This is a genomic window from Aeribacillus composti, assembly GCF_031760945.1.
In the GTDB taxonomy this organism is placed as follows: domain Bacteria; phylum Bacillota; class Bacilli; order Bacillales; family Aeribacillaceae; genus Aeribacillus; species Aeribacillus composti.
The window spans coordinates 3042467-3058242 of record NZ_CP134501.1; the positions used below are offsets into that span (position 1 = coordinate 3042467).

12 protein-coding genes are annotated in these 15776 nt (G+C 40.4%); 5 read left to right on the forward strand and 7 right to left on the reverse strand.

Translation table 11 applies throughout. From position 1 onward, the window contains the following. Both RI196_RS14805 and RI196_RS14810 read left to right on the forward strand, forming a co-directional pair. Window positions 1-1650, forward strand: a complete 1650-nt coding sequence (locus tag RI196_RS14805) for a sensor histidine kinase (protein ID WP_311066440.1) — start codon at window positions 1-3, stop codon at window positions 1648-1650. 18 nt (window positions 1651-1668) lie between these two features. Then, the gene (locus RI196_RS14810) at window positions 1669-3111 is read left to right on the forward strand and encodes a sigma-54-dependent transcriptional regulator (protein WP_311066441.1); all 1443 of its coding nucleotides are present in this window, start codon (window positions 1669-1671) and stop codon (window positions 3109-3111) included. A gap of 151 nt (window positions 3112-3262) precedes the next feature. Here the strand turns inward: RI196_RS14810 and RI196_RS14815 are convergent, their stop codons facing one another. The 4 genes from RI196_RS14815 to RI196_RS14830 all read right to left on the reverse strand — a co-directional run bounded on the left by RI196_RS14815 (window position 3263) and on the right by RI196_RS14830 (window position 8616). Beyond that, window positions 3263-4480, reverse strand: a complete 1218-nt coding sequence (locus RI196_RS14815; RefSeq protein ID WP_094244576.1) for a dihydrolipoamide acetyltransferase family protein — start codon at window positions 4478-4480, stop codon at window positions 3263-3265. Window positions 4481-4557: 77 nt separating this feature from the next. Continuing rightward, window positions 4558-5592: an alpha-ketoacid dehydrogenase subunit beta gene (locus RI196_RS14820; RefSeq protein ID WP_063387225.1), complete on the reverse strand. Its 1035-nt coding sequence runs from the start codon at window positions 5590-5592 to the stop codon at window positions 4558-4560. A 26-nt stretch (window positions 5593-5618) separates the two neighbouring features. Next, a complete protein-coding gene (locus RI196_RS14825; RefSeq protein ID WP_063387224.1) occupies window positions 5619-6611 on the reverse strand; it encodes a thiamine pyrophosphate-dependent dehydrogenase E1 component subunit alpha in 993 nt (330 codons plus the stop codon). Window positions 6612-6765: 154 nt separating this feature from the next. Next, on the reverse strand, window positions 6766-8616 hold the full coding sequence (locus RI196_RS14830) for a sigma-54-dependent Fis family transcriptional regulator (protein ID WP_311066442.1): 1851 nt from the start codon (window positions 8614-8616) through the stop codon (window positions 6766-6768). A gap of 534 nt (window positions 8617-9150) precedes the next feature. Here RI196_RS14830 and efeO point away from each other — a divergent pair. From efeO to RI196_RS14845, 3 genes are read left to right on the forward strand one after another with little or no spacing between them, the layout of a single operon-like run. Further along, window positions 9151-10002 (forward strand): iron uptake system protein EfeO, encoded by an 852-nt coding sequence (gene efeO / locus RI196_RS14835; RefSeq protein ID WP_063387222.1) that lies wholly within the window; start codon window positions 9151-9153, stop codon window positions 10000-10002. Window positions 10003-10005: 3 nt separating this feature from the next. Next, window positions 10006-11304, forward strand: coding sequence for an iron uptake transporter deferrochelatase/peroxidase subunit (gene efeB / locus RI196_RS14840; RefSeq protein WP_311066443.1), 1299 nt, complete (start codon window positions 10006-10008; stop codon window positions 11302-11304). A gap of 32 nt (window positions 11305-11336) precedes the next feature. Then, window positions 11337-13094: an FTR1 family protein gene (locus tag RI196_RS14845; protein WP_144597039.1), complete on the forward strand. Its 1758-nt coding sequence runs from the start codon at window positions 11337-11339 to the stop codon at window positions 13092-13094. Between the two features lie 119 nt (window positions 13095-13213). On the opposite strand, the gene RI196_RS14850 is transcribed toward RI196_RS14845, so the two are convergent. From RI196_RS14850 to RI196_RS14860, 3 genes are read right to left on the reverse strand one after another with little or no spacing between them, the layout of a single operon-like run. Continuing rightward, a complete protein-coding gene (locus RI196_RS14850; protein WP_063387219.1) occupies window positions 13214-14062 on the reverse strand; it encodes a sugar phosphate isomerase/epimerase family protein in 849 nt (282 codons plus the stop codon). 38 nt (window positions 14063-14100) lie between these two features. Beyond that, window positions 14101-14745, reverse strand: a complete 645-nt coding sequence (locus RI196_RS14855) for an SDR family oxidoreductase (protein ID WP_063387218.1) — start codon at window positions 14743-14745, stop codon at window positions 14101-14103. Between the two features lie 43 nt (window positions 14746-14788). Continuing rightward, a complete protein-coding gene (locus RI196_RS14860; protein ID WP_063387217.1) occupies window positions 14789-15733 on the reverse strand; it encodes an LLM class oxidoreductase in 945 nt (314 codons plus the stop codon). Window positions 15734-15776: the final 43 nt, after the last annotated feature.

Sequence of the window (15776 nt, forward strand, 5' to 3'; positions counted from 1 at the left end):
ATGTTGCTAAAAGATCGGGAAGAAATGATCAGCAAGCTGACTGGCGTCCAGTCTTCTAAAAAAAGCTACTATAATGAATTGAAAGTCATGGTTGAAGAGCTCAAAAAGAAAAACATGCAGCTAGAGGTGATAAATGAGGTAAATAGAAGCTTCAATATCGATATGTCAATAGATGAAATGCTGAAAAATATATTTGAAAAGCTAAAAGTTTTTTTTCCGCTTGAACGAATCAGTTTATCTTTATATGAACATGATAAGCTGACGCTAACAAATGTATATCCTCCCAATTCTTTATATTTTCCTATTGGATTTGTTTTTCCAAAAAAAGATTCTTTATATTGGCAGGCAATTGAGTCGTCACAAAAAATTTTTTACCAAATGAATAATGATCTTCATTATTTCATTGAAAAAAAGGCGTATCAATCATTAGGTATTCAAAGCGCCTTAGTCATTCCCCTCGTAAGCAAAGAAGCGGCTATCGGTCTTTTAAGCATTGGAAGCAAAAAAATCAATCATTTCGATGAATCGGACCTTGCGTTTTTTCAGCAGCTATCCGATCAAATTGCCGTTTGCATCGAAAATGTCCGTCTTTATCATAAAGTCTTAACAGCCAAAAAAGAATGGGAAGAAACGTTTCGTGCGGTATCAGATATGATGTTTATTACAGATTTAGAAGGAAATATATTAAAATCGAATGATTCTGCAAAAGAATATTTTAAAACCGATCTTATCGGACAGAATATACACAAGTTATTAGAAATCGATAAAAAGGAAGCTACTCAGGAAAAATATCTCTCAGTCAAAGAAAATATTATTGATGAGTTTCATTTAAAAAATCACGTCTTTGAATTCCGCTCATTTCCGATCTTTAATAGGAGCCATGAGGTTTATTCATATATCATCTACATTATCGATATTACAGAAAAACGAAAGATGGAAGCTCAACTAATTCAGTCTGGAAAATTAGCGGCTATTGGAGAAATGGCAGCCGGAATCGCGCATGAACTGAACAGCCCTTTAACAGCTATCCTTGGCAATTCTCAGCTTTTATTAAGATCATTCAAACAGGACGACCGCTCCTACAAACTTTTATCAGACATATATTTATGTGGAAAAAGATGTAAATCCATTATCCAAAATTTACTTACTTTTTCGCGTCAAGATGAATATGTGTTCGAAGAATGCTCTATCAATGAAGCGGTGGAACAAGTATTAGGAATTTTTAGCGACCAGTTTAAGCAACAAAATATCATCATTCAACAAGAACTGGCTGAGCATATAGATCATGTGAAAGGAAATATTCAGCAAATCGGACAGATCATTTTAAACTTGTTAATTAATGCAAAGGATGCCTTGGAAGAAAAAAATATACCGAAGAAGATCATCAAGATTGAAACAAAAGAAATAATTGAAGACAACAAAAAATGGATCACACTGTCCATAACAGATAATGGAATCGGAATTCAAAACCAGCATTTGCAGGAAATATTTAATCCTTTTTTTACCACGAAAAGTCCAGGAAAAGGCACTGGACTAGGGTTGTCCGTTAGTTTAGGGATCGCTGAAACACACGGCGGTACAATTGTCGTGAACAGTAAATACGGAGAAGGCAGTGAATTTATTTTAAAGCTCCCAGTTAGACACGAATAGAAAGGGAGATGATTTGCAATGAAAAAGGTACTAGTAATAGACGACGAACGTGAAGTAGGAAACTTTTTTCGACATCTTTTAGAAGAAAAAGGATATGATGTAAAAGTAGGTTTGAATGCTGAAGATTTTTCCAACTTAATTTCGCTCCATTCCTTTGATTTAGCACTAATTGATGTCAAGCTGCCTGGTACAGATGGTCTGCATTTGCTTAAGCAATTAAAAACAGCTCATCCTTCCTGTAAAGCTGTCATTATGACAGGATACAGCACAGTGAAAACGGCTGTAGAGGCCATTAAGAATGGTGCAAATGATTATATTGAAAAACCGTTCGATGATATAAGCCAATTAGAGAAAACATTAGAAGATTTATTAAATAGCGAGAAATTTTCTTCACCAGCAAACACCGACAAACTGGCCGATACGATTGGATTTATTATCGGCAACAATAAAAAGATGAATGAATTAGTCAAGCTGGCGGAAAAAATTGCTAAGAAAAACATAAATGTATTAATTGAAGGAGAAACAGGAACAGGCAAAGAGGTGCTTGCCCATTTTATTCACAACATGAGCTTAAGATACGATCAACCATTTGTCCGAATAAATTGCGGAGCTGTTTCCGAAACGTTATTGGAGAGTGAATTATTCGGGCATGAAAAAGGTGCTTTTACTGGAGCCATTAAACAGAAAAAAGGAATATTTGAAATAGCCAATAACGGTACACTGTTTTTAGATGAAATTGGTGAAGCAAGCCAGGCCATTCAAGTACAGCTGCTAAGAGTACTAGAGACGGGGGAATATTTCAGAGTAGGCGGTGAATCGATCCGTAAAACGAATACACGGATCATTGCGGCCACGAATAAAAATTTGGCCGAGGCTGTCCAAGAAAAAACGTTTCGAGAAGATTTATTGTATCGTTTAGATGTAGTGAAATTAAGAATTCCCCCACTGCGAAACAGAATAGAAGATCTCCCGCTGTTTTTGGATTATTTTCTAAAAAAGATAAACGCTTCACATCTTACATTCTCAGATGAAAGCATTGAACTAATGAAAAACTATAACTGGCCGGGAAATGTCAGAGAGCTATTTAACATTGTCAAAAGAGCCGCAACATTGGCAGATGGAGAGACAAACATAATTACGCCAAAATATTTACCCGACAAATTAAAAACCAGCTTCAGCTTCCAACTAACAAAATTTCCAAAAGCTAGCACAGTTCATGATGATTTAGAAGCTTATTTATCGAATTGGACGAAACATATTTTATCGTTATGGAAGCAGCAAGATGACATCGACCTTGAACAAGTATTGGATTCCATTAAAGAATTAGAAAAACAAATTGGCCGATCATTTGTCCTCAAATCACTTAAAAAACATACAGGAGATCGAAAAAAAACAGCAGAAGCACTAAACATTACAACTCGGCAGCTACGATATTTGCTTAATGAAAAAGGGAAAATTTAAATTAAGCACTTCTTAAATAAATAAAAATTATTGTGAATGAGAATTAAATGCTGCCCGTAAGCTAAAACAAGCGGATCATGAAAGATCCGCTTGTTTTATTAACGCATTACTTTTATAGTGAAAAAATCAAGCAAGCTTGAAAGCCGAAAACTCACAGCCATAAAAGCTGATACGGCTTTTCTAAATATTTTTTCACCAGCCCGAGAAATTGGCTTGCCGGAGCTCCATCAATTACTTGATGGTCAAACGTTAAGCTGAGCGGCAAAATTTTTCTCTTTTGAATGGTATCTCCTGAAAACACTGCCGTATCCGCAGCTGTTCCTACTCCGAGAATGCCCACTTCCGGAGGATTCAAAATCGGGGTGAAAAATTCAACGCCGTAAGCCCCTAAACTGGTGATCGTAAAGGTCGAGCCGCTCATTTCTTCGCTGCTTAAATTTCCTTCTCTTGCCTTCTTACTTAGTTCCTTGATATTTTTCGAAATTTCGTTTAAGGAAAGCTTGTCGGCATGGCGCAAAACCGGCACAACGAGCCCGTTCTCCAATGCAACTGCAATGCCTAAATGCACTGAATCATACGTTTGAATCTGCCCATTTTCATACAAACTGTTCATTTGCTTTTGATTTCGCAGCGACAGAATGACCGCCTTAGCTACAAAGTCAGTAATAGTCAATTTTAAATTCTGCTCATCCTGCAGTTCACTTTTAATCTTTTCTTGCAGCTCAAATAAAGAGGTCACATCGGCTTTCATATGAATCGTCAGCTGTGCTGTCTGATGCAGACTTGTAAACATCCTTGATGCAATCACTTTACGCATGCCAGTGACAGTTTTTACTGCAATATCTTCTTGCTCTTCCGCCGGCTTATTTGTCGGGATTACTACTTCTTGTTCAGGTTCTAAATGGGGGGATGCTTTTTTCGATTGAATCGCTTTTTCAACGTCCGCTCTTGTAATTCTTCCTTTTGGCCCTGAACCCGAAATACTGCTCAAATCAATCCCGGCTTCACGTGCTAGTTTTCGGGCGGCAGGTGAAACGCGAATTGTTGTTTGAGAAGATAAGCTTTCTTCTTTCAAAATGGTTGTCGCCACTTCTTGGGCAGCATCGTTCGTTATGTTGTTGATTACCTCCCCTTCTTGACCGATATAGCCAATGGCTTTTCCTACTTCCACTGTTTCATCCTGCTCGGCAGCAATCTCTAATAACACGCCATCTTGCGGTGCTTCGATATCCTTTTCAATCTTATCAGAGCTGATCACCACAACTGGTTCTCCTTTTTTTACTGGATCGCCCTTTTTCTTTAACCACTCTACTACCGTTCCTTCTTCCATGCTCATTCCCAGCTTTGGCATGATAATTTCAACTGTCATGTTTCATCTCTCCTTTGATGAATACTAGAAATGCTATGCGTGTTGATGTCTCCATTCATCAACACGCACAGCTTTTTTTATGCGGTCACGATCGCTTCGTCTCCAATTATTTCAGCCGCTGCCTTAAGCACTTTTTCCGGTGTCGGCAAGTAAAGATCCTCCAGCGCAGGCGAAAAAGGAACCGGACAATGCGGAGCCGTAATCAGCTTAATTGGTCCATCCAGATAATCAAATCCTTTATCTGCTACAAGAGCGGAAATGTCAGCAGCTGCACTGCAGCGAGGATTTGCCTCATCAATGACAATTAACCGGCCTGTCTTCGATACAGAAGATAAAATCGTTTCTTCATCAAGCGGGGACAGTGTTCTCGGATCAATTACCTCCGTTTCGACTCCTCTCGTTTTTAATATGTCGGCAGCCTTCAAGGCCGTGTGCACTTGCTTCCCTATCGCTACGATGGTCAAATCGCTGCCTTCCCGTTTGATATCCGCTTTTCCAAACGGGATCGTATAAAATCCTTCCTCTACTTCTCCTTTCAGGTTATAAAGTGTTTTATCTTCAAAAAAGATAACGGGATCATCGTCAAAGATGGAGGTAAGCAACAGTCCCTTCGCATCCGCCGGTGTAGAAGGAACAACGACTTTTAAACCGGGTATATGGGTAAAAAGGGCATACAGGCTTTGGGAATGCTGTGCCGCCGCTCGAAAGCCGGCACCGTGCATTGTTCGTATCGTTACAGGCACCTTCGCCTTGCCTCCGAACATATAACGAAGTTTTGCCGCTTGGTTCATAACTTCATCTAAGCAGCTGCCGATAAAATCGTTAAACATTAATTCGGCAATCGGTCTTAGTCCTGTTGCTGCGGCGGTAACTGCTGCACCAATATAGCCGGCCTCCGCAATAGGCGTATCCAACACTCTTTCTCTTCCAAACTCTTGAACAAGACCTTTCGTAACCCCCATTACTCCTCCCCAAGCTTCATCGTCCTGCAAATGATCCACATTCGCTCCTCCTGCAACGTCTTCTCCAAGTAAAATAACATTTTGATCTTTGCGCATTGCCAGCTTCATAGCTTCATTGACCGCACCAGAAAAAGAAATTTTTCTTGCCATTTTTCGTTCCTCCTAACTCCTTTGATTTAATAAGATACATAAACGTCCTTTAAAAGATCCTCAGCAGACGGAAACGGGCTTTTTTCAGCAAAATGTACCGCCTCCTCAACCGCTTTTGTTACCTGTTGTTCGATATTTAATAATTCTTGTTCGGATATTAATTGATTGGAAAGAATGTAATGGCGGAATTTTGCAATTGCATCATTCTCCTGTAAATGCTTTTGTTTTTCTTCCGCAGATTTGTAAGTCTGGGCGTCACCTTCAAAATGTCCGTAATTCCGATATGTCTTACATTCAATTAATGTCGGGCCCTCTCCATTTCGAGCTCGTGCAACTGCTCTTTCTGCCGCCTCATATACAGCTACCACATCTTTGCCGTCGACCACTTCTCCCGGGATATTATAGGCCTGAGCCCGATCCGCAATGTTTTTACAGCTGGATGCATATTCAAATGGGGTCGCTTCTGCATATCCGTTGTTTTCCGCCACAAAAACAACAGGCAATTTCCATATAGCTGCAAGATTAATACCTTCATGAAATGTTCCATGATTGTTCGCGCCGTCTCCGAAAAAACAAACTGCAACCGCTCCCGACTTCTTCAATTTTGCTGTCAGGCCTGCCCCAACAGCTAGCGGGAACCCCCCGCCGACAATTCCGTTGGCCCCAAGCATTCCTTTTTCAACATCGGCAATATGCATCGATCCTCCTTTTCCGTTGCACAATCCTGTTGCCTTTCCGTAAATTTCAGACATCATTCCGTTCAAATCACAGCCTTTGGCAATGCAATGTCCATGTCCGCGATGCGTACTTGTGATATAATCTTTGTCATCTAAATGCGCGCAAATTCCTACAGCGACCGCTTCCTCGCCAGCATATAAATGGACAAAGCCAGGCAGCACTCCTTTGCTGAAAATTTCATGAACCTTGTCCTCAAACTGGCGAATTTCATGCATTTTCTGAAATATCCATTTTGCTTTTTCTTGTGTAATGGGAGTAGATGTTGATTTGGCAATCGTCATAAAGATAACCTCCTATTTGATTGGCTTCACTTTTTTCATTTGCAACTATCATGCCAATAAAAAAATGCTTACAAATCAACATTCTTTGTAAGCACTTTATAAAAAATATTTTTTTCATCTCATTTTGTCCTAATTTTTATCGTTTTGTCGCAAATTAGCTCAATTTATATTTTTTTAATTTGCGATACAGTGTACTTCGAGAGATATTTAACGCAGCAGCCGCCTCACCAATATTTCCATTTGTTTTCTTCAACATATTTAGAATGCGTTCTCTTTCTAGCTGATCCCGATACGACAAATTACCTTTATGGAATGTTTCGGAATTTTCCTGTTCTTGCTCCCAAGCAATCAGCATGGATTTCAAGTGGGAAATGGATGGAATACGGTCTCCATATTCCACTCGTATACGCTCGAGCACGTTAAACAGCTCCCTTATATTTCCGGGCCAGTGATAAGCTGAAAACAACTGTATGACATCATCTGGAAAAGAAATGAGCCAATCATTTTTTTGACAATAATACTCAATAAAGAATGGGATATCTTCTTTACGCTCTCTTAATGGCGGAACGTTAAGCGTGCATACATAAATGCGGTAAAATAAATCTTCACGCAGCTTTCCTTCCTTTACTAATTTGTATAAATTGCGATGTGTTGCAGTTATGACTCTTATATCAACAGGAATGGGCTTTTCCCCGCCAATCGGTACAACTTCTTTTTCCTGAAGCACTCTTAAAAGCGCTACTTGCATTTCCGACGGTATTTCGCCGATTTCATCAAGAAAAATGGTTCCGCCGTCAGCCTGAACAAATTTCCCTTTATGTCCCGTCCGTTTGGCTCCTGTAAATGCTCCTTCAACGTAACCAAATAACTCGCTGCCGATCAATTCCTTTGGAATAGCTCCGCAATTTACTGCAACAAACGGCTCATTTTTTCTCACGCTATTTTGATGAATCGAACGAGCAATGAGTTCTTTTCCTGTTCCTGTTTCTCCCATGATACAAACAGTCGACTCCGTTTTTGCAACTTTTTCACAGATCTTTAGAAGATTTTGAAATGATAAGCTTTTTCCAACTACTCCTTCAAAGTGATAAATTGTTGTAGGAAATGGAAAAGCTTCATGATAATTCGTCTTCTGCAGGGTAACTTCATAGCCAATCAAATCATGGTAAATGGAAGAAAAAATAGGAGTCTTCGTTTTGATTCGCCAATTTTTATCACAAATTTCTTCAAGCGGTTGATCCATCATGCTCGCGAAGAAAGAACGTAAACAATGGTTGATCCATACAATCTTCCCTTGATCGTCACATATCATTGAAGGGAAATGAGGATTTTTCACTTTCGATGAATATTTAAGCAACTCCAACATATCGTCCTTTTTTCTCATGTGAAATTGTTGTTCAATCGTATACGCTGCAGCGACAACAGTGGCTAAGGCATGGTTGGAAAATTGAGAGCAGTCGATGGGGTAAGATAAGTCGATAATTCCGACAAGTTCTTTTTTTTCGTCATAGATCGGCGTGGCTGAACATACCCACTGCTGAGAAGCAAGAGAGTAATGCTCTAACCCAGTAACCGTAATAGGTTCACGAATCCTCAATGTTGTTCCAATTGCGTTCGTCCCCACCTCATCTTCAGTCCACTTCACCCCCTCAATAAATTTGATTGCTTCTGCCTTGTTCATGGCCTGTTTATGGCCGTTCATATACAAAACGTATCCGTTACTATCAGCGAGAAGAAGAATTGATTTCGTTTCTTGAAACACTTTTTCCAAATGTCCTAATATCGGAGCAGCAATTTGAAGCAATCTTTGATTCTTTTTCCTTCTTTCCGTCAACAGCTGCGAATCGAGCACAATCCTTCCTTTTCCATCGTAAGGATCGACATTTTGTCGGCGGCAAATATACCATGACTCTTCAATTCTTTTATTCATCCTCCCATGATCCAATACTCCCTCCCGAACAAAACGGCGCCAAATTTCGTGTTTCAAAGGATCAACGATACTCATTTTTCTCCTCCTTCCCACATTTTCCACCAATATGAACATTCGACTTTTTATGCAAAATTCCTTTTAAAATACGCTAATCGTTGAATTAAAGCTTTTACTGCTGAACAGTTTTTTATTTTAGATAGCGACTTGTCTGGAAAAGTTTTTTAGATAAACACTTCTTAGGTCATCGTGAAAATGAAAACGATCCAAGCGACAGCCATGGAACTTTTCATTGTCAAAATCAGATTATTATGATGCGGTGAAAACAATGAAACGTTGTGTTGACCAAACATTGATTAAATGATTTTTCGTCATAATCAAATATATGAAACTGAAAGACTGAAATTCTGGAAGTATCTTAACATTTGCATTTCGAGGATGTTAGTCATTCAATATTTTCATGCAGCAAAACGTATAGGCTTATCTAGCGAGCAATATTGACATACAATTTTCACCTTTAAGTTCTAGTAACAGGAAAAAACTATTGAAGTTGATTTTCATTCCCAATATAATTGAGAATGAAAATCATTAATTTGAGGGGTTGTTGATCGCATGAAGCGCTATAAATTGCCTGTCATATTATTTTTATCAAGCAGTTTGTTGTTTAGCTGTTCCCAATCAAATGAAAGTTCAACAACGGAACCGGCAAAAAAAGAGACAGCGAAAGAAAGCTCCCAAGTTGATTTAAATCAAATATCTACAGATTATCGCACGTTTGCGATCGCTGAAATAGATGAATTTGTTAAAAAGACAGAAGAGTTTGCCAATGCAGTGATCGCTGGGGATGTGGAAAAAGCAAAAGAACTTTATGCGCCGGCTCGCATGCACTATGAGCGTTCTGAACCGATTGCTGAAGCGTTTGCAGAACTCGATCCGAAAATTGACGCTCGTGAAGGTGATGTCCCTGATGCAGAGTGGGGAGGTTATCACCGGATTGAAAAGGGACTCTGGGTTGAAAATACGACGAAAGGCTATGAAAAATATGCTGAGCAGCTTATAAAAGATGTGAAGCTTTTGCGCGCAAAAGTTGAAACTGTTGATGTGACACCCGATCTTTTGATCACCGGCGCAGTCGACCTTTTAAATGAAGTTTCAACATCAAAAGTTACAGGTGAAGAGGATCGTTATTCCCATACAGATTTATACGATTTTGTTGCCAATGTTGAGGGTGCTGAAAAGATTTATGAATTAATGAGCCCTGCCCTTAAGGAAAAGGATGAGGCGCTCGCTAAGGAAATCGAACAGCGGTTTCAAGCAGTTTATGCACTTCTTGACAAATATAAAAAAGGCGACGGATATATTTCATATACTGAGCTGACCAAGGATCAAGTAAAAGAATTGAGCCAATCGATCAATGAACTGGCAGAGCCTCTTTCTAAACTAGGGGTTGTACTGGAGGGATAGCCAATGTCTGAACCTGATAAAAAAGAAACGACATCTGTCTTTAACAAGAACGTATCAAGACGTGATGTGTTGAAGGCTGCGGGCATCGGAGGAGTCGGCGTGCTAATCGGTGCATCCGGCATTGGTGGAGCGCTAGCATTGGCAGACGTGTTGCCGACCTCTCAAAAAAAAGAAAATACAAATGCGGTTGTTCCGTTTTACGGAAAACATCAGGCAGGCATTGCAACTGAAGTGCAAAACCACATTTATTTTGCTGCATTTGACGTGACAGCTGAAGGCAGAAACGAGCTTATTCAGCTTTTTAAAGAATGGACGAAGGCTGCTGCAGCTATGACAGAAGGCAAATCGGTTGGAGATCCAGCTAATAATAAATACCTTCCTCCAGATGATACGGGGGAAGTTGCAGGACTTAATGCGTCAAATTTAACCATTACTTTCGGCGTCGGCCCGACGCTTTTTACAAAAAACAATAAGGACAGATTTGGTTTGCAAAAAAAGCAGCCGGATGAACTAAAAGAACTGCCGAAGTTTCCGCTTGATTCATTGGAAGAGCAGTGGACAGGAGGAGATCTTTGTATTCAAGCATGCTCGGATGATTTGCAGGTTGCCTTCCATGCGGTTAGAAATTTAGCGAGAATTGCCCGCGGCAAAGCGGTTCTTCGCTGGGCACAGGCCGGCTTCCAGCGTACAAAGCAAGCGAGTCCGAAAAAGGAAACGCCGCGAAATTTATTTGGCTTTAAGGATGGAACAGTGAATCCAAATGTGAAAAATTCTGCTGAAATGAATCAATACGTTTGGGTGCAGCCCGGTGACGGACCTGATTGGCTCGTGAACGGAACGTATTTAGTAGTAAGGCGGATTCAAATGTTTATCGAAGTTTGGGATCGGACTACTTTAAAGGAACAAGAAAATACGTTTGGCAGATACCGGGATTCAGGTGCATACCTTGGGCAAAAAAATGAGTTCGATCCGCCGGATTTTGAAAAGAAGGATGAAAACGGAGAATACTACATTCCAATGACCGCCCATGTTCGAGTCGCTCACGGTGACGGAAAACAGAAAATTTTGCGCCGTTCTTATTCATATGCGGATGGAATAGATGCAAAAACTGGAACATTTGATGCCGGATTATTGTTTATCAGCTTTCAGCGCAGCATAAGCAAGCAATTTATCCCAATTCAAAAGCGGCTTTCGCAAATGGATGAATTAAACGAATATATCGTCCATCGAGGAAGTGCCGTATTTGCCTGTCTTCCTGGAGTAAAAAAAGGCGGATATATTGGAGAAACGTTATTTTCATAATCCCTTTCTCTCTTTCATAGGAGTTGAAGCTGATGTATAAAAAATTAGGGCTTATTGCCTTCGCAATTCTTTTCACAATGGGTATTTTCTCAAATAAAGCCGTAGCCGCAGAGAACCTTGATGATTTATATGTTTTGATAGGCGATGCCATCATGAAAACAAAGGAAGCGAACTGGGATGTCGTACAGGACAATTTGGAACAATTCTCACAGCAATGGAACGAAGTAAAAGCTGTTGATAGCAAAAAAACAGCTGAAGTCGATAAACAGTTAAAAAATGCGAAAAACGCCCTGGCTCAATCTGAAAAAGATGCTACGAAAATAAGTGAAAATTTGTCCGCTTTATCAAAAGCGCTTACTTCGTACGAAGAAGAACAAAATCCGACAGATCCGCAAAAAGAAAAAGAAAAGCTAAAACAGATGTATCAATTTATTGATGAAATCGAAAAAATGATTCAAAACAATAATTTTGATCAGGCGGCCATGAAATATCAGCAATTACTTTCCACTTGGACGGCAAACGAGAACATTGTTCGTACCGAAAGCGTTGTTTCGTATGGCGAAATTGAAACACAGCTTGCTTTGTTAAGAATTTCACTGACGCAAACTCCGCCTGATCGAGAGAAGGCTTTAAAGAGCCTCAAGGATCTGACAGCTTCTGTTGAAAATTTTTTAAGCGGGAAAAATGCGGGAAAATCCGCTGGAAATGAATACACATTAAGTGATGTAACAGATTTATTGGAAAAAAGCGTACAGTCGCTAAAAGATCATAACCCATCCGAGGCATCAGAACATTTAAACAAAATATTGCTTATATGGCCGGTAGTTGAAGGGGAGGTTCGGACAAAAGACTACTCCCTATACAATCGCATGGAAACTGAAATTCCCTCCGCAATCAGTTTATTGCAGTCTGACAATAAAAACGTAGAAAAAGCTCAAACGATGATTAGTGAATTATATGATTCCCTTCAGCTCATCGCAGCCAAAACAAGCTATACGTATATAGATGCTATGCTTATTTTACTGCGTGAGGGATTTGAAGCTCTTTTAATCATCGCCGGTTTGCTTTCATTTTTGAAGAAAACGAATCATGCCGACAAACAAGGTTGGATTTGGATCGGCGTTTTGTGCGGCATCATTTCTAGTGCTATTCTAGCTGTTGTCATGAACATGTTTTTCTCCAAAATAACTGTTGCCGGAAGCCGCGAATCGATCGAAGGAATCGTCGGCATCACTGCTGTTGTAATGATGATGACGGTTGGCGCTTGGCTTCACAAAAAGTCAAATATCGCCCACTGGAATCAATATATTAAAGAGCATCTCGGACACGCATTGGCAAAAGGAAGCTTGTTCTCCATGGCCTTGCTAAGTTTTCTCTCAATTTTTCGCGAAGGTGCCGAAACGATTATTTTCTATGCCGGAATGGCTCCGTCGATGGAAATCAGCCAGTTAATTTTAGGAATCGCTATCGCCATGGCGATCTTAGTGATCCTCGGGTTTATTATCATCCGCTTTAGTTCAGCGATTCCCGTCCGGCCGTTCTTTATGGGCGCAACGCTGCTAATTTATGTATTATCATTCAAAATGCTCGGAATCAGTATTCATGCCATGCAGATAGCAAACACGCTGCCAACACATTCATTGCCGAATGTTCCTTATATTGAACCAATCGGTTTCTATCCGACGATTGAAACAGTAGTGCCACAGCTGCTTCTTATTCTTATCATCATCGGCGTAACGATGTATGTGAAAAAAACGGCTGTAAATGAAAAGGCAGTTGTTGAAAAATAAAGGATCTTAAAAGCTTCAATAAAAAAATGTACTTCGGTGAATACCGCAGTACATTGGCTGAATGCACGAGGTGCTAGTTGAGCTTTATTATTGTACGACTAGCACCTCAATATTTTTCATTATGGAGTTAATTTTAAATCCGCCCAGTGCGGGTGTGCCTCAACTCTACGCTCCATATCACGGAACGCATTGAGTGAACGTCTCAGCTTACTATAAGCGTCGCCGCCTTCACTCCAACCTAAGTAGCCGATCATTCCGTTATAACCGATCTTTTTTAACTGTCCAAGCAACGCAAAATTATCTAACTCCCCAACATCCAAAGGCTCGATTGTTGCCACTCCGCCAAAACCGTGCGGATTGCGGCTGCTGCCGGACATGTTTACTTGTTTTAAGTAAGGAGCTACCGCTTGAATCGTTCCTTTTAGATTTGTTCCATCTGCCGCATACCAATGGTAGCCGCAAAAGACAATTCCAAGATTAGGATGGTTCAGGCGTTTGCATAGTCTCACTGCATCTTCATGGCGTTCAATCCAGAAGGATAGATGCGTGTAAAGCAAAATGTTAATATTTCTTCGTTCGGCAATCTTCAATGCTTTTTCCAGCCATTTTACTGCGATGTCGTCCCCTTTTGGATCTGAAGGGCGGATATGCTCTCCGACAGATTGAATCGCCAGCTCAACCGTGCTGCACCCTTCCATAATCTCCAGCATCTTTAAAATGCCTGCATTTCTTGGATGGTCCTCGCCTAGTGAAAGATCTAACACAACGTACACGCCTGCGACGTCCAGCCCATATTTCTCCTTAACGTTTTTGAGCTTTTCTACATCTCTCCATCGCTCTCCGTGCCAGACGGATAAATGGGTTGCGTCATAGCCAATTTCCTTTAACATTTCACATCGAGCTTCAAAACTATAAATACCCATTGAATTATAGAAAGCAAAATCCATTGCGTAAAAAGGGTAAGCCATTTTCTAATTTCTCCCTTCCTTTTCCGTTGAACGGTACATTACAGTGATTTCAACGCTTCGCTAATTTCTTTATCTCCTGACATTAAATCGAATGCTTTTCTATACGTATTTGGTTCATCAAGAGCTTGAACAATCGTTCTTGCTACATCCTCCCGAGGAATGTAACCGACAGGTAAGTTTTCGGCTGCGGTAACCAGTCCTGTACCTTTTTCATTCTTTAGATAACCAGGACGAATAATCGTATAATTTAGGCCGCTATTCATCAACACACGGTCGGCATAATGTTTGGCGACATAATATGGCTTAAGGTTTTCCGGCCAGTTCTGACGATTATGGGCTTGGAATGAGCTCACGATAACAAAACGTTCAATTCCGATTTTTTCAGCAGCCTCCATGGCTTTTACAGCGCCGTCTAAATCTATCAGCAATGTTTTATCAGCCCCTGTGTGTCCACCTGAACCAGCTGAAAATACGATCGCATCGCAGCCTTTGGCCGCTTCGGCAATTTCATCGACAGTGCCTTCCAAATCAGCGAGCACCGCTTCAATTCCTTTTTTCTGAAAATCCTCCAATTGCTCTTGCTTTCGAACCATTGCACGAACAGAATGCTGTTCATGCGCATGAAGCATATTTACTACTTGTTGTCCTACTTGCCCGTTGGCTCCAATGACCAAAACTTTCATCATATCCATCCTTTCTCATATTGATGGTTTTTAAATTTTCTTATCATGTTAAAGCAGGGAAATGCGGAAGCACATACTCGCCTAATTCTTCAATCACTTCTTCGACTGGACGCTGTCCATATTTTAAGTTGATGATGACATGGTTCACACCTGCATCCTGTAAAGCTCCAAGAAATTCGATTACGAAATTTCGTCCCGTACGGAATCCAAGATGTATCGGAATTGGTACATGATTTGGATCTTCCGTTAAGTCAATGTAAAGAGATTGGGAAAATGGCTTAAATTCTTCTGTTAGCGAACGCCAATTATCGATTAATGCTTTTTGAAACTTAATTCCACGCGGATAGTATATCCATCCATCACTATGTTCAGCAATCCATTCAGGAGATTGTCCACTGTGACCTGTTACCATTAATGGTATATCTGACAATTTTGGTTTTGGCAGCATATCTCCACTTGTCATATGCACTCGTGTCGTGTTAATCGTCGGAAAATGGTCACGCCAAACCTTTCTTATAGCAGCTACTGATTCTCGGAATAATTCGCTCCGTTCTTCTGGATTCACAGAAAATGCTGGAAACTCGATTGGACGGTCACCAGTTGCGACGCCGAGAATGAGTCTTTCACCAGATAATCTGTCTACAGAAGCTGCCGCTTTTGCCACATGAAGTGGGTGACGCAGCGTTAAAATAATGCTTCCAGTTGCTAAAGCAATCTTATCGGTGTGAGCCGCAACATACCCTAAATACGTAAACGGATCATACATTTGTCCAACATCTCCGAAATTTGGATCGCGCAGCGGCACATCTCTCACAAACAATGAAGCGAAATTCAGCTCTTCTGCTCGTTTTGCCAGCTTCATTTGCTTTTCGATATTCATCTCAGGGACGTCTCCCATATACGATTCAATCGGAAAGAACAGCCCTAAAGTCAGTTTGTTCTCTTGATACATGCGTGAATACCCTTTATGATTTTTAAATTTTTCCATTGTTTTTACCACTCCTTAAGAAAAGGTGGGCCGTATATAAAGG